This is a genomic window from Sulfurovum sp. UBA12169, assembly GCA_002742845.1.
GTDB lineage: Bacteria > Campylobacterota > Campylobacteria > Campylobacterales > Sulfurovaceae > Sulfurovum.
On record DLUH01000005.1, the window covers coordinates 620,553 to 644,867 of the forward strand.

21 protein-coding genes and 1 other RNA gene are annotated in these 24,315 nt (G+C 42.6%); 13 read left to right on the top strand and 9 right to left on the bottom strand.

What is annotated here, in order from left to right; all coding sequences use genetic code 11:
- The first annotated feature begins 32 nt into the window (after window positions 1–32).
- Genes CFH81_08170 through CFH81_08185 form a run of 4 tightly spaced genes read left to right on the top strand, consistent with a single transcriptional unit; the run spans window position 33 to window position 3,753 of the window.
- Window positions 33–335, top strand: a complete 303-nt coding sequence (locus CFH81_08170) for a hypothetical protein (protein DAB40169.1) — start codon at window positions 33–35, stop codon at window positions 333–335.
- Window positions 336–337: 2 nt separating this feature from the next.
- On the top strand, window positions 338–1,381 hold the full coding sequence (locus CFH81_08175; GenBank protein ID DAB40170.1) for a hypothetical protein: 1,044 nt from the start codon (window positions 338–340) through the stop codon (window positions 1,379–1,381).
- Between the two features lie 26 nt (window positions 1,382–1,407).
- Window positions 1,408–2,400 (top strand): hypothetical protein, encoded by a 993-nt coding sequence (locus tag CFH81_08180; GenBank protein DAB40171.1) that lies wholly within the window; start codon window positions 1,408–1,410, stop codon window positions 2,398–2,400.
- A 3-nt stretch (window positions 2,401–2,403) separates the two neighbouring features.
- Window positions 2,404–3,753 (top strand): GNAT family N-acetyltransferase, encoded by a 1,350-nt coding sequence (locus CFH81_08185; protein DAB40172.1) that lies wholly within the window; start codon window positions 2,404–2,406, stop codon window positions 3,751–3,753.
- 81 nt (window positions 3,754–3,834) lie between these two features.
- On the opposite strand, the gene CFH81_08190 is transcribed toward CFH81_08185, so the two are convergent.
- The 6 genes from CFH81_08190 to lgt all read right to left on the bottom strand — a co-directional run bounded on the left by CFH81_08190 (window position 3,835) and on the right by lgt (window position 11,976).
- A complete protein-coding gene (locus tag CFH81_08190) occupies window positions 3,835–4,551 on the bottom strand; it encodes a hypothetical protein (protein ID DAB40458.1) in 717 nt (238 codons plus the stop codon).
- Window positions 4,552–4,747: 196 nt separating this feature from the next.
- Window positions 4,748–5,479: a hypothetical protein gene (locus CFH81_08195; GenBank protein ID DAB40173.1), complete on the bottom strand. Its 732-nt coding sequence runs from the start codon at window positions 5,477–5,479 to the stop codon at window positions 4,748–4,750.
- 232 nt (window positions 5,480–5,711) lie between these two features.
- Window positions 5,712–6,085, bottom strand: a transfer-messenger RNA (tmRNA) gene (ssrA, locus tag CFH81_08200).
- 154 nt (window positions 6,086–6,239) lie between these two features.
- Window positions 6,240–7,763: a hypothetical protein gene (locus CFH81_08205; protein DAB40174.1), complete on the bottom strand. Its 1,524-nt coding sequence runs from the start codon at window positions 7,761–7,763 to the stop codon at window positions 6,240–6,242.
- Window positions 7,760–11,188 (bottom strand): CoA activase, encoded by a 3,429-nt coding sequence (locus CFH81_08210; protein ID DAB40175.1) that lies wholly within the window; start codon window positions 11,186–11,188, stop codon window positions 7,760–7,762. The genes CFH81_08205 and CFH81_08210 overlap by 4 nt, the downstream gene beginning before the upstream one ends.
- Window positions 11,185–11,976: a prolipoprotein diacylglyceryl transferase gene (gene lgt, locus CFH81_08215; protein ID DAB40176.1), complete on the bottom strand. Its 792-nt coding sequence runs from the start codon at window positions 11,974–11,976 to the stop codon at window positions 11,185–11,187. Before lgt ends, CFH81_08210 begins: the two co-directional genes overlap by 4 nt.
- 161 nt (window positions 11,977–12,137) lie before the next feature.
- On the opposite strand from lgt, the gene CFH81_08220 reads away from it, so the two are divergent.
- Window positions 12,138–12,509, top strand: a complete 372-nt coding sequence (locus tag CFH81_08220) for a hypothetical protein (protein DAB40177.1) — start codon at window positions 12,138–12,140, stop codon at window positions 12,507–12,509.
- A 194-nt stretch (window positions 12,510–12,703) separates the two neighbouring features.
- On the opposite strand, the gene CFH81_08225 is transcribed toward CFH81_08220, so the two are convergent.
- A complete protein-coding gene (locus CFH81_08225; protein ID DAB40178.1) occupies window positions 12,704–14,056 on the bottom strand; it encodes an NADP-specific glutamate dehydrogenase in 1,353 nt (450 codons plus the stop codon).
- 272 nt (window positions 14,057–14,328) lie between these two features.
- On the opposite strand from CFH81_08225, the gene CFH81_08230 reads away from it, so the two are divergent.
- Together CFH81_08230 and CFH81_08235 are read left to right on the top strand one after the other, a co-directional pair.
- A complete protein-coding gene (locus tag CFH81_08230; protein DAB40179.1) occupies window positions 14,329–15,213 on the top strand; it encodes a hypothetical protein in 885 nt (294 codons plus the stop codon).
- A gap of 179 nt (window positions 15,214–15,392) precedes the next feature.
- Window positions 15,393–16,889: a sodium-independent anion transporter gene (locus CFH81_08235; protein ID DAB40180.1), complete on the top strand. Its 1,497-nt coding sequence runs from the start codon at window positions 15,393–15,395 to the stop codon at window positions 16,887–16,889.
- 14 nt (window positions 16,890–16,903) lie between these two features.
- Here the strand turns inward: CFH81_08235 and CFH81_08240 are convergent, their stop codons facing one another.
- Entirely contained in the window at window positions 16,904–17,644 is a 741-nt protein-coding gene (locus tag CFH81_08240; protein ID DAB40181.1) for a tryptophan synthase subunit alpha, read from the bottom strand.
- A gap of 72 nt (window positions 17,645–17,716) precedes the next feature.
- Between CFH81_08240 and panB the strand changes: the two genes are divergently transcribed.
- The 6 genes from panB (at window position 17,717) to CFH81_08270 (ending at window position 23,002) form a co-directional block, all read left to right on the top strand.
- Window positions 17,717–18,529 (top strand): 3-methyl-2-oxobutanoate hydroxymethyltransferase, encoded by an 813-nt coding sequence (gene panB, locus CFH81_08245; protein ID DAB40182.1) that lies wholly within the window; start codon window positions 17,717–17,719, stop codon window positions 18,527–18,529.
- A 17-nt stretch (window positions 18,530–18,546) separates the two neighbouring features.
- Entirely contained in the window at window positions 18,547–18,846 is a 300-nt protein-coding gene (locus CFH81_08250) for a hypothetical protein (GenBank protein DAB40183.1), read from the top strand.
- A 3-nt stretch (window positions 18,847–18,849) separates the two neighbouring features.
- Window positions 18,850–19,857, top strand: coding sequence for a Holliday junction branch migration DNA helicase RuvB (locus CFH81_08255; GenBank protein DAB40184.1), 1,008 nt, complete (start codon window positions 18,850–18,852; stop codon window positions 19,855–19,857).
- Between the two features lie 156 nt (window positions 19,858–20,013).
- The gene (locus CFH81_08260) at window positions 20,014–21,063 is read left to right on the top strand and encodes an AI-2E family transporter (protein DAB40185.1); all 1,050 of its coding nucleotides are present in this window, start codon (window positions 20,014–20,016) and stop codon (window positions 21,061–21,063) included.
- A 17-nt stretch (window positions 21,064–21,080) separates the two neighbouring features.
- A complete protein-coding gene (locus CFH81_08265) occupies window positions 21,081–21,746 on the top strand; it encodes a DNA-binding response regulator (protein DAB40186.1) in 666 nt (221 codons plus the stop codon).
- On the top strand, window positions 21,743–23,002 hold the full coding sequence (locus CFH81_08270; GenBank protein ID DAB40187.1) for a two-component sensor histidine kinase: 1,260 nt from the start codon (window positions 21,743–21,745) through the stop codon (window positions 23,000–23,002). The genes CFH81_08265 and CFH81_08270 overlap by 4 nt, the downstream gene beginning before the upstream one ends.
- Before the next feature lie 8 nt (window positions 23,003–23,010).
- Here the strand turns inward: CFH81_08270 and CFH81_08275 are convergent, their stop codons facing one another.
- Window positions 23,011–24,309 (bottom strand): glycerol-3-phosphate dehydrogenase, encoded by a 1,299-nt coding sequence (locus CFH81_08275; GenBank protein ID DAB40188.1) that lies wholly within the window; start codon window positions 24,307–24,309, stop codon window positions 23,011–23,013.
- Between the last annotated feature and the right edge of the window lie 6 nt (window positions 24,310–24,315).

The window sequence follows — 24,315 nt, forward strand, 5'->3', positions numbered from 1 at the left end:
ATATACGGCATGTGATTTTCAGTAAAGAATGGATGGTGCATGCCGGAAGCCAGCTTGGCCAAAAAGAAAGTCAAGGTCGCAAAGAAATTGTCTCTAAGCAGTTTTTGAGAGAGATTAGACCACTCATACAGCCGATTATTGCTGAGATATATCATCGCTTGGGCTTGGATTATTTTGGTATAGATTGCAGTATTGACAAAGAGATGAATCTTTTGGTTTTTGAGATCAATGCCAATATGAACGTTTTTATCCAAACAAAAAATTCTCTCTTTGCAAAGCATATCGAAATGATTCGTACGGCCTTGATTAAAATGCTGATGAAAAATGAGAAATGAATATGATACAAATTGGCATAGAGCACGAGTTTGTCTTTAAAGATAACAAGGGAAATTATATAGATTTTGAAACGGCGGATTGTTCTGTATTTCAAAAAATGGCTAATGATTTTCCTTATAGTGAAGGTAATGATGCGGTTTTTGAATGTAAGTCATTGGAGAAGCGGCCTAAACGATGTTATGTCGAAGGGTTTGAGCGTTATAACCTTTCGGGAGAAGTCACCAAAACTATTCCAAAAGGGCTCGAGATCAGAACACTGCCTCATGAAAATGCAGATGATGTCATCAATGATTTTGTTGAGTCCTATACATATACCATGAAGATCGCAAACAAGTTTGGTTTTTCTCCTTTGTTGACAAGCATGCATCCTTTTAAGACAGCCGTTGTTATGAAAGAGTCATTTAATGATACCGAGATTGCTTTGCGTACAGAGGAACAGTTGGCTGTTGCAACCAATGCACTGTTGTGGCACGGCCTTCATGTGAATGTATCCATGAGCCATCTTTCAAGAGAAGAGATGACAGACCTTGTGCAAAAGGTAAACTATTATACTCCCTATATCATCCCTTTTAGTTTTTCATCACCTTTTTATAGCGGAAGGGCATTTGAGGGATTGTCGTGCAGGGCTTACCTAAAAGCCAAAACAAGAAAGACGGTTGAACTGCAAAACAGAAACGGAGTTGATGTGCTTGAGTTTAGAGGGTATGATTCTTGCGGTGATGCTGCACTACTCAAATCGTTAATTTTGCTTTTTAAGGGGTTGCTTTTGGATGAAACGTTAAAAAAACGCGCAGTGTTTCAAGATCCCGAAATGTTGGAGCGGTGCGCACTTAAAGGTTTTGAAGATGAGACGATTAGGCAAGAAACATTGTATATTTTGCAAGCAGTAAAAAATACGATGAAGGAAGAAAAAAACACATGGGAGTACCTTCAAAAAATGCTTCTGGCCAATGATTCTTATGCAGCGAGGATGAAACAGGATTATCAAAAAACAGGCGATATCATGCAGTGTATTTCAAACAGATATTGCTATGGCGTACAATAAATAGAACTAAAGAAAGAGGATCAATAATGCCCAAAAAAACCATCCTATTCATAGACGGCATACCCGATGATCGAAAAGTAAGAGTGCGCAAGATCGAGCAAGACGGAACTCTTAGATGGCGGGGCAGCGGCAGTGCCAATCTGGTCAGCTTTCTTCAAAGCGATCTCTTTGGCCGCTCCAATATCGTGTTTGATACCAACCGTGATCAAGAACTCCCCAAGCAAATGATCCACGCCGTGTTCAATCAAATCTCTGATCCCGACACCCACAAGATCACACTGCAAAAAGCAGACGAATTTTACAAGCACATCCCAAAGCACATCCCTTTTTTCAATATCCCTTCTCAAGTGATGAAAACCACACGCGACAATATCTATAGGCTGCTGCAAGGCATTGACAAGCTTCATGTTCCCAAGACAGTAAAAATTCAGCCAAAATCACCCGCAGATATCTATGAGGTGATCAAAAAAGAAGGTTTCAGCTTTCCTGTAATCTTCAGGCAGGCAGGCGATCATGGAGGTATCAGTACGATCAGAGTGAATGATGAAACAGAACAGTTCTATGCCTTTGCGCTGGATGGAAGAGACTACTACCTGACACAGTTTGTAGAGTATGCCAACGAAGAGGGCATCTATGCCAAATACCGATTGGTCGTTGTGGACGGCGAAGTGTATATACGGCATGTGATTTTCAGCGACAGCTGGATCATCCACAGCGAGAGCAGAACTTTTATGGAAAGAAATAAACACTATCAGCAAGCAGAAAAAGACACTTTCAAAACATTTGACAAACAGATCAAACCAAAGATTCAGCCTATGATCAAAGAGGTTTACGACAGGGTAAAGCTTGATTATTTTGGGATTGATTGTGCGATCGATGAGGCATTTGATGTGATCTTATTTGAAGCCAACGCCAATATGAATATCCTTCTTAACAACGCCAAAAGCAAAGATAACATATGGACCAAACAGATCGATATGATTATTCGAGCTATTATCAAGATGATCCTAAAGAGGTAAAAGATGCAATTTAGCATACAGCCCGCCAAGCCCGGCGACTTTGAACAAATCCTTGCAGTACTTAAACCGTGGAATATGCATCATATCCCTTCACCTGAAATGGAGATGATCGATTTTGATACTTTTTTTGTCGCAAAGATGGACGGCAAAATCGTAGGCGTATCGGGGTATAAGATGCTTTCTAAAGAGGAAGGCAAAACCACTCTTTTGGCGGTCTATCCGGAGTTTCAAGGCTCCGGCATCGGCAAGGCGCTGCAAGATAAGCGGCTTGAAGCGATGCACCAAGCAGGCATCAAAAGTGTCACTACCAATGCAGACCGCCATGATATTATCATATGGTACAAAAAGCATTACGGCTACAAAGAGATCGGCAAGATAAAAAAGGTTGCCTCTTTTGGGTTAGACGATGTGAAAGAGTGGACGACTTTGCAGATGGATGTGAAAGCATATTTTGTGCATAAAAAAGAAAAAGAAACAAACAAGCAGCGCTATATCCTCCAAAACGATCCTTATCCGCTCTCTCCTTATCCGCCGCTGATCATCAATGCCTGTCTTACCGGTATGGTGCCGACAAAAATGAGTACACGGTATGTGCCTATCAGTGTCGATGAGATCGTTCAAGATGCTATCAGGGTGTATGATGCGGGGGCCAGGATCGTGCATTTGCATGCGAGGGATAAAGAGGGAAAACCTGCCCATGAAGCGCGTTACTATGAAGAGATGATCACCGCCATTCGCCAAGAGCGGCCTGAACTTATCTGCTGCGTGACTACTTCAGGACGCAATATTAAAGGGATAAAAGAGCGTTCACAAGCACTTTACCTAAGCGGCAAGGCAAAACCTGATATGGCAAGCCTGACGCTGGGCTCTTTAAATTTTCTAAGCGGTCCGAGCATCAATGCGCTAGATACCATCCAAGAACTTGCCATGATCATGAAAGAGCAGGGTATCAAGCCTGAGCTGGAAGTGTTTGATGCAGGGATGATCAATGTCGCCAAATACCTTGAACGCCACAACATGATAGAGGGCAAAAAGTATTTTAATCTTTTGCTGGGCAATATCAACACCGCGCCTGCCACGATCGGGGATCTTGCGCATCTTTCGGGCGCTTTGCCTGCTGATTCTGTCTGGGCTGCTGCGGGGTTGGGGGGATTTCAGCTGCCGATGAATGTTGCAGGCATCGTTGCGGGGGGACATGTGAGGGTGGGCATAGAGGATGCCGTCTATTATGACTATAAGCAAACCGTATCGGCAAGCAATGCAGAACTGGTCAGCCGCATCGTACGCATCGCCGATGAATTGCAAAGGCCTATCGCCACGGCAAGCCAGACAAGAACAATGCTGGGAATTTGATGATTTTTATTTTAAAAAAGGTGTTTGAAAAAATAAGATAAAAAAGACTCCGCCAGGCGTGAAGCCTGAGGGATAAAAAAGTTAGAATTTGTAGCTTAAGCCAAGGTTGACCGTATAAATTGAATGTTCCCAATTATATACATAATCATAGTCCCCGCTTTCTTGAGTGTAAGAACCGTCTTCGCCGTTGCAAAGCTGTACATAGTCAAGGAACAAAGAAACATTCTCTGTGATGCCATAAGAAGCACCAAGTCCCCATTGGAAACCGTTTTCATCTAGCGCAGTATCACCCCAATACTCATCATCTGACTCTACATTACCGTATCCCAGCAATGCATAGACATTTAGCGCTTCGGTGACAGGGTACATCGGTTTGACATAGATTCCCCATGCCTCAAACTCACCGTCGCTCCATTCTCCATTATCCTGTGTTTCTTGATCTGGATATCTATACCAATAATCTTGAGATCTTTGAGAGATGGAGTTCCAGTATCTTCCCTCTATCGCAACGTACTGGTTGAATTGGTATCCTGCCTGAAGCATAAATGCATCATAGTCCCTGTCATACGTTCCGCCCCATTGATAATAAAGCTCATCATAGTGATACTCATCTGCTTGGTAATCCATTTCTGAATTCACAAAACTGTATGCACCACCGATATAAAACCCGCTGTCGCTTACTGCTACCGGCGCTTCTACTTCAACTACCGGTTCTACCGGCGCCTCGATGTCTCCGCCCGCCATGGCAAATGTTCCCATTGCCACTACTGCTGCCAGTGAAAGTGTAAATCTTTTCATCATGTGTTCTCCCTGTTAAATAAAATTGAACTACATGATAGCCTATAACTGCTTAAAATATTTTATGTAGAGAGATGTTAAAAATTATTTTGATGAATTTTTGAGATTTTTTGATTGCCAAGACAGACAGATAAAGATTTATAACTATGAGTCTATGGGGCTTGGTTGAGCCCCATACAGTATGTTAGACAAAAGGTTAAAATTTATAGGTTAAACCGACGTTGATCGTATAGACGGTATCTTCCCAGCTCTCTTCACCAATATAGTCATACTCTTCCCATGATTCTGAGCTGTCCGCATCACAAAGCTGCACGTAGTCTGCAAATACGGAAATTTTGTCAGTCAATGCATACGAAGCACCAAGACCCCATTGGAAGCCGTTTTCATCTACAAAGTCGTCATGCCATTCATTACTTAGCGTTACGTTACCGTACCCCAGCAAGGCATACACATCCAACTCTTCCGTGACAGGGTACATCGGCTTGACATAGATCCCCCATGCTTCAAAGTCAAAATCCCCATCCGATCCGCTATCGTGACCTGAATAAGGATCATCGTTGTATGTTCCCGATACGCTGTAAGACCAATCACCATCGCTTAGGGATTTCCAGTATCTGCCCTCTAGTGCAATGTATGGGTTGAACTTATACCCCGCTTGAAGCATAAACGCATCATACTCTACCTCATTACTTCCACTCCACTCTTCATAGACGCCATCGCCGCTATCTAACTCTTCTTCCCATCCGCTGAAATCTTCATCGAGTTTTGCCGCACTGTACGCAACCCCGATATAAAAACCGCTGTCGCTTACTGCCGGCGGAGCTTCTACTTCAACTACCGGTTCTACGGGCGCTTCGATGTCTCCTCCTGCTATGGCAAATGTTCCCATTGCCACTACTGCTGCCAGTGAAAGTGTAAATCTTTTCATCGTATCCTCCTTATATAAGTAAATTGAATTTCACAATATCATATAATTGCTTAAAACAATATAAATTTAAAAACCTGTGAACTTGCGGCATAAAAAATAGCAAAAAAAGAAGTATATTTCTAAAAGGATACGACACTTTAATCTTTATTGGAGTGCATTGTGTTAAATAGAGAAAATAGCCCGTGCTTTAGGGGCTTAAATGATATTTGCTGCAGTGTGTTAAATGAGTATTTGGTGGAGGTGTGGGGGATCGAACCCCAGTCCTAAAACAGCTAGAACTATGACTCTACATGCTTAGATGATGTTGTTTATTCTCGTCTTGCTTCGTACTACACCCAAAACTATGCAAGACCAGCCTAAAGGTTCATCCGAAGGTTAGGCAGCCTTCAGGTATAGTCATCAGATATGATACCTCAAACTCTAGCTAAGATGACACTCACTAGCGAGGCAGTCCTCCGCGTTAGCGGGGTTAAATACTTACGCTACTGCGTAAGCTGGACGATAATCTGTATTGTTTGCGTTTATTCGCGTTGGGCCGCGTAACGGAATTGCCCAGTCCGACATGCACATAGCCCCGACTACTCCAGTCGAAACCAAGTCACCCCCATAGTGTAACAACAGGTAATTAAAATCAACCATTGTTATTTGTAATGCTTGGCATTACCTCTAGTCATAGAGTAAGAGAATTCTAACACTTTTGGGTGAGTTTGTCAATAGGTCAGATTCAAGAGAGAAAGGAGGGGCAGCAATCTTAAGGCAGCTAAAAGATTTTAAGATGAAGACTCTGTATCAATCGCGCGGCACTGCCTGCTTTGTTAGCTTTTGGCTGATAGAGATAGCAGTGTATTTTCGGTGGAATATATGGGGGTATATCAAGTGACTCAAACTCTTCTTTGGCAGCCTGTTTGGCTTTAAACAAAGCCATTTGTACTCTGGAGTAAAAGTTTGCCGCACCTTCTCCTGAGGTTTCTATGGCAAGGAAATTGGCCGACGGAAAGCGGCTTGTGACCAGGGATTGGATGCCGTCTGAGACACAAGAGGAGGGCATGCAGCCAAAAGGTTTGACGGAGATGACCAGGTGGGCAAGATTTTTTTTAACGCTTTCTATGAGGTGGGCTACTTCCATATGCCCCTCTCCTCCGCTTGATTCAAGAGGATAGTATGCTTTGCTCAGGTCGGCCAATTTTTGGATATCGGGTATTTCAAAATCATGAAGCCCTATGGCTTTGGCATACAGGGTAAAATGTGTTTTGAGTGCAACTTTTGCTGTTTTGATAAGCAGTTTGTTTTTGAGATTTGAAAAATCGATCTTTTTTCGATCGGGTTTTTCTGTATCCTGAGTTTTTTCCAATGCAAACTCAGCTTCCCATATACTGAGCATCAGACGGTTGATGAGAGGCTGAGGGATACACTCTGCGCCTTCTTCTTCTAGAAACCGATGCAGGTTATAGTTGCCGTCTCCCTCGGTCATAGCCGCCCAAAATTCACCCATTACCATCACTTTTGGTTTGGGCTGCAAACGGTCAAGACCTACTTTCTCAAATATGTCTCTGCATTTCCACATGGCTTTTATAAGATTTTTTTTCTGCATGAACGCTTCAGAAATGATCTCTCTGCACTTCTCTATGGCTTTGTTTGTTGCACCTTTTTCAAGTTCATAGGGGCGTATTTTATAGCCCAGGATATTGATAATATCTCCGATGATCACAGCTTTTGCAAGAGTGATAAAAAAGATAGGCGTAAAGTTGATTGCACTTTGGTCATTGATAGCCTGAAAAATGCCTTTATTGTGCTCAAAGCTCATGATCCTGAAACCTTCAAATCCTGCATCCCGAAGTGCTTTGCGATACTCAGTAATATACATCCCAAAGCGACAGGGTCCGCATCCTCCGGCGGTCACAAAGAGATACTTTTGGATGATCTCTTCGCTGCTTAAGCCTTTTTCGTCACGCAGTTTTTGAAGGTATTTGATGAGGTTGCCGACATTGAAATAGGTCGGATTGCACTGCCCGCGGTTTCCGAAAGCTTTGCCCAATTGAAATGATTCAAAATCGGGATTGGGCATGGCCGCATACCGTTCTCCTAAAGAGTGCAATGCTGAAGCGATCAGTTTATCTTGGAGTAAAGTCAAGCCCCCAAAAAGAATGGTTACTCCAGGTTTTTCCTCTATGGTAAACGTGTACCGGGTGTGATCTTTCCACTGTTTTTTTTCTTGATGGATAAAGTGGAGATTGTCAGGATTGCTGCCGGGTTGAAAACCGCTGCATGAAGGGGAAGTGCTCATTGTATCTCCTCTTGGGCAATTTTTTGATATATTGTATCTTTCAAAAAAGCGGACAGGCTGCTGCGTTTATTGTCAGCAAGCGTTTTTTGGTACTGTTCAAGGGTATAGACAAAAGTTTTAACCCGTATCTTGATGGATCCGCCGGGTTTGTTGGCATCGACATCGTGCAACGTGAGGTGAGGAGTGTGGCTGCTGCCGAGTATTTTGTCGATGATGGCATAGGTAGGCGCATCGTGTCCGCACTTGAAGCTGGAAAGGTCTATTACTGCAACATTGGGGTGGCGTGCCGCAAATTTGGCTGCCCAGACTTTTTGTGCCGAATTGGTAGAAAAATTTTCCGGCCATACATCTGTGATATCAAAAACGTCCTCGATAAATCCTTGTGTCAAATCCTCTTGAAAATAGGTGCGAAGATAGGTTTCGTCTTTGGGTATGGATCGCATCGAAAGGGTTTTGTAGCCCAAAGACTGGAATTCATCCAGCAGGTCGTGGTTAAGTCCGGGGTCTGTATGGTAGGGTCTGGCCAAAAGCAAAAGCACCACTTCGCTATTTTTTTCTGCTGCATCCAAGATAGCGCGTCCTTTGTCCATCAAAAGCTCCTCATTTTTTTTGAGCGCTTTAAGGGCTTGTTCTGCTGCCCAGTTGTTTTCATCTTTGGTGATGCGAAGTTTTTTCCCCCATGTATCAAAAAGTTGTTTTTTAAGCAATGAGAGGTTGTCAAAGTTGAGTGCATCATCGACATACTGCAATCCTTTGGCCTCAAAGAGATCCCTTTCTTTGGTAAAGGCCGAATAAACCACCTTGGGTGTTCCGGAGACAACGGGGCATGCCGTTTGCCCCATTGTGTGTGTTACATGCCCCGGCAGTTCGGTCACGGAAGGAAACCAGAGATAGTCAAAATGCTTTTTGCTAAACTTTTTGCTAAACATCAGTGCGTAGACATGGGCTTGAGCCACTTTTGCAGGATAGCAAGAGTCCACAGAACCGTATTTGGCCCCCTCTAAGAACATATCTTCGTTGGAAAATCCTGAGAACTGGATATGCAGCGGATTGATATCAAGCGCTTCAAGATAGGTGCGCAAAAAAGGTGCAAGACTATAGATGTTGAGCACTTTGGGAATGGCTATTTGAAGCGTTTGCCTGTAGGCTTTATCTGCCGGGCCGCTGCCAGCAAACGCTCGTGTGACAGTTTTGCATAGCGTTGGCCCCCACCCTTTGAGTGTGACTTTGATCTGCTGTTCGCATACGGTGTCACTTGAAGTAGGTTTGGGCTCAAGTGTATAGGTCGGCGCAAAAAGTGCATGGGATTCTGTTTTGACAAGGTTGGGCACTTTTGTTTGCAGTTCTTTTCTTTGGTTTTTAACCTCCTGAAGCGCCTGTACAGACTCTACGGTGCCGTTTTCGCAGGCAAATCCTGCGATATAGCGAACACTGTGAGAGCCGGGAGTGCGGGTGTCGATAAAGGTGCGTGAACAGTTGATGGAGCAAAAATGACATCGTGTGCTTTCATCAGTACGTGACGTATAGCTCAGTTCCAAAGCCTCCTCTAGACCCACAAAAGTGGCATAGCCACGCTCTTGTATCGTATGGCATGCCTCTATGGCTGCCCCGTATGCTCCTGCTTCTCCGGGGTAAGGATGAACATCGACTTTGGCATGGGGCGCGGCATTTTTGATATAGTCCACCTGTGCTTTCAGCGCAGCCTGGTTGTATTGGGTTCCGCCTTGAAGCACAAAATGTTTGCCCAATACAGAAAGATTTTGTGCTTGTACGACATACTGCCAAACATTTTTGGGCAAAACCTTGGCAATGCCGGCAAAAAGCTCTTCTTTGGTATAGCCTTCTTTTTGGAAATTGACCCTGTCTGTATCTAAAAATACCGCACATCCGTAGTTGAATTTTGGTGACTGGGTTGCAGCAAAAGCGACATCGGCAAAATCTTCGACCAGAACGCCGAATTGTTTTGCCATGCTTTGAAGCAGGGTGCCGTTTCCTGCACTGCATTGGTTGGAGAGGCGAAAATTTTTCATCATACCGTTTTCCATGAACAGTACTTTGATATCCTGCCCTCCGATATCGCAGATGACATCGATACTTTTTCCAAAGACTGCCTGAGCACTTTTCATATGTGCAATGGTCTCTACAGTATTGGCATCGGCTTTGAGCGCACCCTCGAGTACATCAGCGGCATATCCTGTCACTCCCAGACCCTTGATATCATAAAAATGATGCGTGTCGTGTGCCTTGATCTGCCTTAAAAGCTCTAGAGTGTCTTGTATAGGGTTGCCTTTGGAGAGCTGATAGACCTTTAGCAGCAATCTTCCCTCCTCATCGACCAAAACCGCTTTGGAGCTGGTTGAGCCCCCGTCTATACCCAGGTAACAGATCGTCTTTCTGATAAGCTTTGGAGGAGTGAATGCAGAAATAGTGTAGACTTTTTTGAAAGCTTCGAGTTCTTTCTTGGAATGACAAAGCGGCATATCGGTGCGCACATTTGCCTCTTTGCCTCCTGTATCGACAAGAGTTTTAAGCGCTGTGAGTCCGCCAAATGTCCGACTATGGTTTGATTCTCCTTCCCCAAAAATGACTGCACCCAAAGCCGCATAGTATTGAGCGTTTTCCGGAACGATGATAAGCGCTTCAAGTGCTTCTTTATCATAGGCTATGCTTCTTTCGTCCCAAAGTTCACTGATGCGATTACGCCAGCACTGCTGTAAAAAAGGAAGATAGGTATTTGGACCGCCCAAAAGCAACACTTTTGGCATGAGCGTGTTGCCTCTTGTAAGTACCGTAAGATTTTGCATCACAATAGCATCGGCAAGAGAGTTCATGATCTCATGCGGAGGGATGGAATTTTTTACCAGGTTGACGATATCCGTTTCAGCAAATACACCGCATTTGGCAGCGACATGATGCAGTTTGGCTGCATCAAAAGAGAGTTGCCGCAGCTCTTCTGTCTCCATGCCTACTTTCATAGTGCATTTCTCGATGGTGGCTCCCGTTCCGGAGGCACATTTGTCATTCATGGAGGTTAGTACGGTTTTTTGCCCGTTCTCTCCCTCTTTGAAATGGATGATTTTGGCATCCTGTCCCCCTAACTCAATGACGGCGTTGACTTCAGGGTGCAGATGTTCTACGGCTAAGACCACAGCATTGACCTCTTGGACAAACCGTGCATTGAGCGCGGGAGCGATTCGGCTTGCACCTGAGCCGGTGATATAGACTTTTTTTATTGCATTATAGGCTTGGGGGGAGGTTTTAGAGAGTTCCTCCAAAAGCGAAAGGAGAGTGGCTGCCTGTTTAGTATTGTGCGGGGTGTAGGCTTTGGCGATGATCCTGAAAGTTTCATCGCACAGCACATATTTGACCGTGGTGGAACCTATGTCGATACCCAGGGTATAGGTGGGCAGATAAGAAGCGGTCATGCACTTTTTTCTCCAGAAGACCTCAGTGCCCAAACAATCCAGACCGCACCCGCGATGATATAAGGAATGCTCAGCATTTGTCCTGCGGTAAAGGGCAGATTTATGACATAGTCTTCTTGGCGTGTTTTGGTATATTCAAGAAAAAATCGTGCAGTAAATAACAAAACTAGAAAAATTCCCGGTAGAATTTTTGTAGCAAAGAGAGGACTGACTTTTCTATAAATACCCAGCAGTATCAAAAAGATAATAAAGTAGCTGATTGCCTCATAGAGCTGTACGGGATGGCGGGGGATCATATCGACGCGCGCAAAGATGATCGCCCACGGTGCCTCGCTGGGCAGTCCAAGAATTTCAGAGTTGAAAAAATTTCCGATACGCACAAACATTGCTGTCAAAGCCCCCGGTATCGCGATACGCGAAAGCAGCCATATGTAAGAAGTGTTGTAGCGTTTGGAAAAGAGGTAAAATGAGACAAGTACGCCTGCAAGTCCTCCATGGCTGGCAAGCCCGCCTTCCCACACCTTGAGTATCTCAAGCGGATGAGAGAGATAAAAATCAGGCTCATAAAAAAAGCAATGTGCCAAACGCGCTCCGACGACAGCACCCACTAACGCATAAACAAGCAAATTGTCAAGCACTGAGGGGTCTTTTGCTTCACGTTTGTAGATCCATTTTGCTATCATTAGTCCCACAAAAAACGATCCTACAAAAAGCACACCGTACCACCGCAGCTGCAAAGCGCCGAAAGTGAAGATGCTCGGATCGGTATTCCAAATGAAATGTTCCATAAAATGCATACCTTTAAGGGATTTGATTGAGGAGTATTATACTCTAATTTATTTTTATTTTTTTATGCGCCTTTTTACAAACAACACGCCTTAAGCAATGTTGCAGCAAAAATGATATAATTTTTTACTGTCTGCGAATATAAATCATGAAGAGGGATTAGATGATAAAAGATTTTTTACGGTCTTTAAAAAGCATATTTTCGGTATCACTTTTCTTTTTGAAACAAAACACCAAGCGTTTAAATCTGGGTACTTTTAGGGTTGCAGGACTGCAGTACGGTGAGGCTGAATATATTGCATTGCTTCAGGGCGAACCCGCAGCGCTTAAAAGAGAGGCCAAAAATCCCCATGATCCCAAAGCAATCGCCGTGTATATTCGCGGTATCAAAGCAGGATATCTCCCTCAGCATGAAAACAAAACTCTTTCTTTGTTGATGGATCAAGGAGTAATTTTGGAAGCAATAGTTTATGCCTATGATTATGAAAAACCGCCATGGGAAAGAGTTGTGGTAAAGGTATGGAAGAAGAGATAAAGGGCTCGAGCAAGAATCAAAATACACTCAATCATTCAAAACATAAGTGCAATTTCACCCCAATCAAGTATTTGGTGTTGAGATATAAGCTTCCGACCGGATGACTTTTGGTTTCGGTCAGTCTCTCCCTCCGGATGAGGAGGGGGAAATAAATCACCTTACTTGTGAAGCTTTCTCTTTTAGGGGATGTAAAATTACACCAATCCTTGTTCGATCATAGCATCAGCTACTTTTCTAAATCCAGCGATATTTGCACCTAAAACCAGGTTGGTAGGTTCACCGAATTCTGTGGCAGTTTCTTTGGCATTGATATAGATATTTTTCATAATTTGTGCCAGTTTTGCATCAACCTCTTCAAACGTCCAGCTTACCATTGAAGCATTTTGCGCCATCTCTAATTGACTTGTTGCAACACCGCCCGCATTTGCCGCTTTGCCTGGCCCATAGCAGATTTTTGCATCAATAAATGCGTGTACTGCTTCAAGAGTTGAAGGCATATTGGCGCCTTCACTTACGCAGATGCAGCCGTTTGCAAGAAGGTTTTTGGCGTCGGCTAGATTAAGTTCGTTTTGTGTTGCGCTTGGAAATGCCGCAAAACAAGGAACGGAATATACTGCATTGGTGCCTTCTTGATACTCTTCGATCGGCGTATATTTAGCAGACGGTCTGTAGGCAGTGTATTCGCTCAATCTTACTCTTTTCACCTCTTTTAGTTCTTTTAACAGTTCAAGATCAATACCGTTTTCATCATAAATCATACCGTTTGAATCGCTACAAGTGATAGGAAGTGCGCCAAGTTGGTAAAGTTTCTCGATTGTATAGATGGCCACATTTCCGGATCCCGATACTACACATGTTTTGCCTTCAAGGGTTTCTCCTATGTCCTCAAGCATGTACTTGGCAAAATAGACAGCCCCGTAACCGGTCGCTTCGGTTCTTGCAAGCGAGCCGCCCCATTTGAGTGATTTTCCTGTGAGTACACCTTCATATTTGTTTGCCAATTTTTTATACATACCGAACATATAGCCGATTTCTCTTCCGCCAACACCGATATCGCCTGCTGGAACGTCGGTATGTGCTCCGATATGTCTGTAGAGTTCGCTCATAAATGCTTGACAAAATCTCATGATTTCATTGTCAGATTTGCCTTTTGGATTGAAGTCGCTTCCGCCTTTTCCTCCGCCGATTTGCAAACCGGTAAGCGCATTTTTGAAAATTTGTTCAAAACCTAAAAATTTGATAACACCTGCGTTTACGCTCGGGTGGAATCTCAAACCGCCTTTGTATGGCCCAAGCGCTGAGTTAAATTCAATTCTGAAACCCTTATTGACTTGAATCTCGCCTTTATCGTCTACCCAGTTTACTCTAAAAAGGATTTGTCTTTCAGGTTCAACAATTCTCTCTATGATTTTATGTTGTCTGTATTTTGGATATTTCTCCATCAAAGGTCTTAGTGATTCCAATACCTCTTCGGCTGCTTGATAAAACTCATTTTGAGACGGACTTGTTCTTTTGAGATAGTCAAAGACTTCTTTTACGTATGGCATTATATTCTCTCCTTAAATTAAAAATGACGAAGAGTATAACACATTTTTGGAATATAAAAGACTTAAAAAAAGACATATTTTGTTACTTTTAGTTATTTTTTTTAAAATAAAAAATAAATGTTTTTTTTATGCTTAAGATCTCAATTAACATAAAATATAATAACAGTTTTTTAACTTTTTTAGCAAAATGGGTTAAATAGAAGACTAAATTCATACAAACATCAATTAATTCATGTAAAATTCCAGTTTAATTTATTTTCTGGGCTGGAATCATGGAGCAGATATTTTTTATACTTTTTTTATTGTCGGTCGGATATAGTTTAAAATTTTTTAGTTTCCCGCACAATTTTTCACAAAGTCTCAACCTTTTCATTATTTACGTTTCTTTTCCTGCGACCATCTTGCTCCAGGTGCCGAAAATCAATTTTAATAGTTCATTGATATTGCCTGTGGCAGTGCCCTATAGTGTACTTTTTTTATCACTTATTTTTGTCTATCTCTTTTTCAAAAATGAATCCAGAAACACAAAAGCAGCGCTTCTTTTGCTTCTGCCTTTGGGTAATACTTCGTTTTTTGGTTTTCCGGTGCTTGAAGCGCTCGTAGGGACAAGCGCCATACAGTATGGGATTGTATATGATCAGTTTGGAAGTTTTGTACTGCTTACGACGTACGGAGCCTTTATTATTGCCTATTTTAGCGGCAGCTCCGTGAGCACTAAGCATATCATGAAAAAAATAATCACTTTTCCTCCTTTTATATTTTTGTTTCTTTCCTTTATAGTCGGAGATTTCCCGCCTGTGACGCTGCCTTATATTGAGCTTCTTTCCAAAACACTGGTTCCTTTGGCGATCATTAGCGTCGGGTTTTCGATGCAGTTAAAACTTGATGGGCAAAAAGATATATTTTTTAAAGCAATGGGTATCAAATTGTTTTTGATTCCCTCTGTTGTGTTGATAGTTTTTAAAATATTCGGGTTTACTGATGAGGTGGCCTTAACCACGCTGCTTGAGTCTGCCATGCCCCCTATGATAACGGCCGGTGCTTTGGCTATCAATGCCGGATTTGCTCCAAAACTTAGCGCTGCGCTTGTAGGTTACGGGATTGTCTTTGCGCTTTTTTCATTACAGCTTTTTAAGTATCTGCACTCTTTGGTTTAAATTATAAAACAGTGCTGTTCTTGGTTTTTATGGGCATCTTATGCAACGTTCGGTAAAATCCGCTTCTTTTTATACGCGGCAATTTCTTTGATTTTTGGATTTTTCTTCGTTTTTGTCTGTTTGTTACTGTATGCATGGGCTGGAATAAAAAATATATTTAGGTACATTAAGGAGTAGGAATGTTATTGTTGTCTACCAAAGAAGAGTGGTTTGGCAATATCCGGGGGGATATCCTTGCGGGCATTGTGGTGGCATTGGCGCTTATTCCTGAGGCGATCGCATTTTCGATTATTGCAGGGGTTGACCCCAAAGTGGGGCTATATGCGTCATTTTGTATCGCAACGGTAATCGCATTTGTCGGAGGGCGTGCGGGAATGATTTCGGCAGCTACGGGAGCTATGGCTTTGCTTATGGTGACTCTGGTAAAAGAGCACGGACTGGAGTACCTTCTTGCTGCCACGATTTTGACAGGCGTATTGCAGATCGTTGCGGGATACTTGAAGCTGGGCGTATTGATGAGTTTTGTCTCTCGAACGGTGGTAGTGGGATTTGTGAATGCATTGGCGATCTTGATCTTTATGGCGCAGCTGCCGGAACTGACCAATGTCACGTGGCATGTCTATGCTCTTACCGCGGCAGGCCTTGGAATTATTTATCTTTTTCCCTATACCCCTGCTGTCGGAAAACTGATCCCGTCCCCGCTGGTGACGATCGTGGTTCTTACTGCAGTTGTGACGGCGATGGGAATCGATGTACGTACTGTCGGGGATATGGGCTCTATGCCTGATACATTGCCGATATTTTTGTGGCCTGATGTTCCGCTCAATTTTGAAACACTAGCTATTATTTTTCCCTATTCGGCGGCATTGGCGGCAGTGGGGCTGCTCGAATCTTTTATGACAGCAACAATCGTTGACGATATGACCGATACCGATAGCGATAAAAACCGTGAGGCTAAAGGGCAGGGGATCGCCAATATTGCTTCGGGTTGTATCGGCGGGATGGCCGGTTGTGCGATGATCGGACAATCGGTTATCAATGTTAAATCCGGCGGCCGTGGCCGTCTTTCGACATTGATGGCAGGCGTCCTGCTTCTTATTATGGTGGTGTTTATGAGTGATTTGATCAAACTTATCCCGATGGCTGCATTGGTTGCTGTGATGATCATGGTTTCTATCGGAACGTTTAGCTGGCCTTCGGTCAAAGGGCTTAAAACACTTCCGCTTTCGACCAACATTGTCATGATCGCTACAACAGCAGTGGTTGTCTTTACTCATAATCTTGCATTAGGCGTTTTGACGGGCGTATTGCTGGCGTCGTTGTTCTTTGCCAATAAAATCAGTCACTTGATGTATTGGGAAACATCATATGCGAAGGAGAGCAGCGCACGAATTTACAAATTTTTTGGGCAGATTTTCTTTAACTCTGCAGATCGTTTTGCTGATGCATTTGATTATAAAGAAGAGGCAAATCAGGTTATCATCGATGTTACCCATGCGCATTTTTGGGATATTTCAGCAGTGTATGCTCTGGATAAAGCAGTGATTAAACTTCGCAAAATGGGTAAAAAAGTGGAAGTTGTCGGACAAAACGAGGCCACTCAAACCATTATAGACCGTTTTGGCATCCATGACAAGCCCGAAGAGATAGAAAAAATGATGGGCGCAGGGCATTAAAAACCCTCATCGTTTTATTCGTTGATTTTTGCCTTGATTTCTTTGGCTAAAGCAGAGATTTTGTCTATTTTTTGAGTATGGTTGAAATTGGCATCAAGCAAAATTTTGACAAATGCAGATCCTACGATTACGCCGTTGGCACCTTCGGCTTTTTCTTTGGCGGTATGCTCGTCTACGCCAAACCCTACATATACCGGTGTGTTTGTAAAACTTTTGATCTGTGCGATAATGTTTTGCAAATCTTCACTTTTTCCTGCGCCGGTGATTCCGGCATAAGCGACAAGATAGATAAATTTGCGCGCATGCGCAGCGATCTTTTCAATCCGCTCTTTGGAATCTGTGGGAGCGATGAAATCAATAAGGCTCAATCCTGCTGTCTCCACCTGTTTTTTGTAAGGTGCTGCTTCTTCAAAGGGAAGATCAGGGATAATGAAGCCATTGACGCCTGAGCGTTTTGCTTGAGCGATGAAAGTCTCTATGCCTCTATGATAAAACGGATTAAAGTATCCCATCCATAATGTATCGATATGGGGAGCTATTTGGGTGGATATTTCGAAAAGCTGATCAAGCTTAAATCCGTTTTGCAATGCTAAGAGGTTTGCTTTTTCGATGATCGGACCATCTGCAACAGGGTCTGAAAACGGCATACCAAGTTCTAATGTATCCACGCCTGCTTCTGCCAGTGACAGCGCCGCATCCACAGTAAATTCTAATGAAGGATAACCTGTAGTAATGTACGCAACTAATTTTTTCAATGTATACTCTTGTCTCAATAATTTTTGTTATTATATGATAAAATGAGTAAAAATATACACAGTAGGAAAATGATGAGTATTCATACACCCAAGATAGATAAAAAGGTGTCATTAAGCACGATAGCCAAAATGAAAGCATCAGAGCTTATCACAATGGTGACGGCGTACGATGCGCTTTTTGCAAAGCTGTTTGATGGTGAGGTTGAAATGATTCTGGTGGGCGACAGCCTTAATATGAGTTTTATGGGAAAAACAGATACCCTTTCGGCGACGCTGGATCAAATGATCTATCATGCTCAGGCAGTATGCAACGGTGCAAAATCTTCGCTTGTGGTGGTTGATATGCCTTTTGGTTCTTACGTCACAGAAGAACAGGCGATAGCCAATGCAACCAAAGTTTATCAACAGACTGATGCGCAAGCAGTAAAGATAGAGGGTGGCAAAGAGAGGGCGCATATCGTCAGGGCATTGACTCAAAATTCGATTGCTGTATTGGGGCATATCGGATTGATGCCGCAGTTTGTACGCAGCGAAGGAGGGTACAAGGTGCGCGGTAAAGATCAGGCAGATATCGACGCACTCATCGAAGATGCCAAAGCATTACAGGAAGCTGGAGCTTTTGCTCTTGTGATTGAAGGAGTAAAAAGCCAAGCGGCGCAGGCTGTCACCAAAGCGGTATCTATCCCGACTATAGGAATAGGCGCGGGTAACGGTACGGATGGACAGGTGCTTGTGTGGAGTGATATGTTTGGCTTCTTTGAAGCTTTTAAGCCCAAATTTGTCAAACAATATTTTGAAGGTGCAAAATATATTCGTGAAGGATTGCAGTCTTATCGCGACGAGGTTAAATCCAGAGCATTTCCCGACGAAGCGCATAATTATTAAAAGAGGTATGGATACAGATGAAAAAATGTTTAATGGCAGCAAGTGTCATAGGTATGATCTTGTTAAGCGGGTGTGCTGACAATAAGGATGCGGCTCCCAAGGAAAAGTATGGTTTTTCTCCTTCTTCTTCACCGGTAAGTCAAAAGCTTGCACAGACAAAGGGACTAAAAAATACCTATATAGTGGTTAAAAACGAAGACGGAAAAACAATTCTTCAAGGAAGGGTGCATACCAAAAAACAAAAATTTCTTGCAGGCACAGTGGCAAGGTCTGTAGAGGGCTCGGGAATGGTTGTCAATCGTTTGGCGGTTCGATAATTCATGGAAAGAATGATCCAGATAGAACGCTTTGAAGGTGAAAGCAATGAGGAGTTTACACTGCGCCCCAGCTCATGGAATGAGTATATAGGACAGGAAAAGATTAAAAAAAATCTCAAAGTTTTTATAGAAGCGAGTAAAAAAAGAGGGGAGGCGCTTGATCATATTCTTTTTTTTGGACCTCCCGGGCTAGGAAAAACGACGCTTGCCAATATTATTGCTTTTGAAATGAATGCCAATATCAAAACAACCGCTGCACCGATGATAGAAAAAGCCGGGGATCTCGCCGCGCTGCTTACCAATATTGAAGAAGGAGATATCCTTTTTATTGATGAAATTCATCGTATGAGTCCGGCCATAGAAGAGATACTCTATCCGGCCATGGAAGATTTTCGTCTGGATATCATTATAGGCAGCGGTCCGGCCGCCCAGACAGTCAAAATAGATTTGCCTCGTTTTACACTGATCGGTGCAACGACAAGAGCGGGGATGTTGTCAAATCCTCTTAGAGAACGTTTTGGGATGCATTTTCGGATGCAGTTTTATACAACCGAAGAGTTGGCACAGATTGTCATGCAGGCTTCCCATAAACTTGAAAAGGCGGCACTAAAAGAAGCTGCAAGTGAAGTTGCAAAGCGAAGCCGCGGCACACCGCGTATCGCGTTAAGGCTTTTGCGTCGCGTGCGTGATTTTGCTGAAGTGGAAGATGAGGAGCAGATTACTTTGCACAGAGCCAAGTATGCTTTGGATGAATTGGGCGTAAATCATTTGGGTTTTGATGAGCAGGATATTCGTTTGCTTGAATTATTGGTAAGCGCAAAAAACAAACCAATGGGGCTGGGTACCATTGGAGCCGCACTTAGTGAAGACGAGGGTACGATAGAAGATGTTTTGGAGCCCTATCTTATTGCCAACGGCTATATTGAAAGGACTGCCAGAGGACGCATCGCCACACAAAAAAGCTATGAACATTTTAAGCTTGGCGGGGGCAGGGAGGGTCTTTTTGAATAAAAAGAGACTCCCTGAGTCGCAAGACGAAGCTTTAGTGAGAGGAATTGAAAAGGGGCTTTGCTCGTTTTCAAGGAGAAATAAATTAACTAAGGTCTTTTTGAATAAAAAGAGACTCCCTGAGTCGCAAGACGAAGCTTTAGTGAGAGGAATTGTGTAATGTCTAAAACAAATTTAATGATCACAGCATTGTTTGTTTTAGCAATTGTGGGAGCCTATAGCATCTATAAACCTTTTTTGCTCGCAATGATCGTGGCTGTATTGTTGACTATGGCAACTTTTAATTTGACAAAAAAACTTATGAATTTTACCAATTCGTCCAAATTAAGCGCAGGCATCTCGTCGTTGCTTTTGACGTTGCTTCTTTTTGTGCCCATTGTTTATTTGACAACCACCGGCGTAACATACATAACAAAACTTGATTCAGTGACAGTCAAAGAAATGATAGGAACGATTAGGCATTCAGTAGAAAACATTCCTCTGCTTGGCCGGCTAGGAGAGGAGTATTTGGATGATGAGAAGATTGCAGGCTATGTGAAGGAGTCAGCCTCTTACTTTGCTACAGCCGGGAGTGCAGGGCTTGGATTTATTAAAAATATATTTTTGGTTATCGTGTTTTATTTTTTCATCAATTACTACGGAAACCGTTTTTTTGAAGTGATTTTAACTTTGCTGCCCGTATCTCCTGCAAAAGGCACTAAGATGATACAGGAAGTTTCAGCGACGATGGAGGTTGTGCTTTATTCTGTTGTCGTAACCGCTATTTTTGAAGGTTTTCTATTTGGGGTGATGGCAAGTTTTTTTGGATTCAACGGTCTGCTTTTGGGAATCGTTTACGGATTTGCTTCTTTGATACCTGTTGTGGGAGGAGTTGTTGTGTGGGGTCCTGTAGCACTTTATAGTTGGACTAACACCGATGAGTACGCTGCGATTTTTATCATGGTTTATTCAATTGTTGTAATTTCTGTGATCGCCGATACGTTTATTAAGCCTATTATCATTAAAATAATCAAAGAGAATTTACTCAAAAGCACGTTTGAGGTTAATGAGCTTATCATCTTTTTCTCTATCCTGGCAGGGATGGGGACGTATGGGTTTTGGGGTATGATTTTGGGTCCTGCAACAACCTCTTTTCTTATAGCTATTACCAAAGTCTATTTGGATTATAATGAAAATGATACCTCGTATCATAAAAAAATAAAGGATTAAAGATTATTAAGATACTTATTATTGAGGATGACCCCGAATTGGCACTCATCTTGACTAACTACCTTACAAAGTTTGATATGGAGGTAGTAAATGCCGAGGATCCTTATATCGGTCTTTCTTTGCTTACGCAGCATGCATTTGATTTGATCATATTGGATCTTACTTTGCCGGGAATGGACGGGCTTGAAGTGATTCCAAAGATACGGGAAGTAACAAGCATACCGATTATCATCTCTTCGGCCAGGGATGATATAACCGACAAAGTCATAGGAATGGAGAGAGGCGCAGATGACTATATGCCAAAACCCTATGATCCAAGAGAACTTGTTACGCGTATCAAGACCATCCTAAGGCGGACCAATCCTCCCGAAGAGAAAGCGCAAAAACCGGTAAATCTTTTTGTAGCCGATCCAAAAGCGCATACGATTACCTTTAAAGAAGAGCTGCTTGAATTGACTGCTGCAGAATATGATGTATTGCTGATGCTCATACAGCACAAAAACGGATCAGTTTCCAGAGAACAGTTGCTTTATGAGAGTGAACACATCGACGACGAGAGTTCTATTAAAAATATTGATGTAATCATTTCCCGCATCAGACAAAAAATTGCTAAAATCGACCCTGAGCATGTCTATATCAAGCCGATTCGAGGCGTAGGGTACCTTTTGACTGACCGAGTATGAAAAATCTATCCGTAACCACGTTTATCCATATACTTTTTTCTGTTGCTATTACAATTTTGATAGCAACTTTTTTGCTTTTTCTTTCTTGGGATAAGAACCGCTACAAGATAGAAGAATTTAAACGTTATCAGCTTATCTCTATTACGTTTCTTTCAAATTTGCAGCTCAATCCGGACAAAGAAACGCTCGAAAAACTCTATAAAGAGCTCTATCTGAAGCCTGTATCCGAAAAAAAAATAGTAGAGGTTAAAGAAAAGATAGCAAAAAGCGGGCAAACGATATTTTCGGGGGGATCCACTCTTGGGCAGGTAAGGGTCTTTAAGATCGGTGAGATCCAATATGTCTATGTGCAACGCCTGAAATACAACCTGATGCTCATAGATGACAGACCTGAAAATTATTATTTTGAGATCGCGTTGGCTTCGGGTATTTTTCTTATAGGACTCTTATTGCTTCTTTATCTGGCAGTGCTTAAAAAGTTGTTTCCTTTAAGAAAACTCCATAAGCAGATACAGCAATTTGCCAAAGGGGATACGAAGACACGCATTACTTATGTCCATGATGATGAAATCGGCAAAATAGCCAAAAGTTTTGATGATGCCATACGCTATATCAATGCCTTGAGTGCTTCGAAAAATCTTTTTATGCGTAATTTGATGCATGAGCTTAAAACACCTATTACTAAAGGGCGCATTATTGTGGAGATGATGGAAGAAGATGATCCTACGAAAAAAATACTTGTCCGTGCCTTTGAACGTATGAATGAACTTATCTTGGAGCTTGCACAGATCGAGAGAGTAACGACACAGGGTTTTGAACCTGTATTGGAAAAGACGACGCTCCACGAAGTGCTTAAAAAGGCGCAGGAGCTGCTAATGGCGGAAGAGAAGCATACTGTCCATATTCAAGCAGATAATCAAGTGATTTTTACAGATATCAAGTTGCTTGCATTGGCAATCAAAAATCTTTTGGACAACGGTATCAAATACAGCAAAAATAAACAGGTTTGGCTAAAAACCATCGGCGAAAATATTGCGGTTATCTCAGAGGGAGAAGCCCTGAAGCAACCCCTTTCCTACTACATAGAACCTTTTACGCAGGAAGAAAAACGCAGTTCGGGTTTTGGATTGGGGCTTTATATTGTCAATAGTATTTTAGACAAATTAGACTATTCGCTTGCCTATAAACATGTGGAAGGTAAAAACGTCTTTGTGATACATATGGAGAAAAGCCACTCTGCCGCACAAAAAAAATAATGACAATCCTATGCTTTAAGTGCTTCTGCAATTAACTCTAAAGGATTTTTAAAGACCGTCTCGAGTTGGGCATTATTCATTGCTTCTGAGAGCTGTACTCTGCATGCCGAGCATTCCGCGGAGACATAGTGTGCTTTTGTTTCTTTGATCATTGCGGCCTTTGGTTTGCCTGCAGCTTCAGCAAAATAAAACTTTTCTGTCTGCATTGTAACTCCCCCGAATCCGCAACAGCGATTAGGATCGCTCATCTCCACCATGGGATAATTTGGCGCAAGAAGATTTCGCGGTTCTTTGTAGATGCCCTGTACTTTTCGTGCATGGCAAGGGTCGTGATAGGTTACGAGCTCATTAAATTTTTTGCCTTTTTTCTCAAGCATTTCTTTAAGATGCGTATGGTCATGCAGCCATGCCGTTGCCATATGTATTTTTTTACCGACTTTTGCTGCCCTTTCTTTCCATTCTGGCATATCATGGTTTTCAAAAAAAACCTGCCAATCGTGCTTTACCATGGCTGAGCAGGTTGCTTCAGGGATAAGCATTGCATCGCACTCATCCATAAAACTTTCAAAATATGCTATATTTTTTTTGGTCATATATTCTACACTGTTCACATCCCCGGTGAAATAAGCAGGCGCGCCGCAGCAAAGCTGTTTTTTGGGAATAAACACATCAATATCGAGTTTTTCCAAAATTTCTACAAGGCTGTCGCCGATACTTGTATAATTGTAGTTTGCCAAACACCCGATAAAAATAGCAACCCTTGGTTTTTTGCCCTCTTTTTTGGCAAGGATTTCTTCCGGGTAGCTGTTAAGAAAACTTGTTTTGGCCATAGAAGGAAGAAGCCTTCCTTTTTTAACCATGGGCAAAGAGAATCTGGCTTTTAATCCTCTGCCTTTTTCATCCTGAGCCAAGGCACACGTCTTAAACATAAAACCGAATTTCATCACAAGATCCATGATCCTGCGATGACGCAATAAGAAAAAGAAGCCTCTTTTAAACCAAGCGATACCGAACTTATCGGCGATATCCGCACGCACCTCTTCTATCACCATATCGGTAGCCAATGAATTGGGGCAGACATCAACACAATTGGTACATAAAAAACAGCTTTCAAAAATATTTTTAGTTGTTTTATCCAGCTCTAGCTCCCCTCGTTTATAGGCCCCCAAAAGATCGATAAAACCGCGAGGAGAGGTTGTTTCATCCGGATTGATCTGGTGTATGGTGCACACAGGGATACATTTTCCGCATTTAATACAGGCATCGCTGGTAGCGGTGAAGTTAAAAATATCTTCAGGTTTTTTCATAGGCTC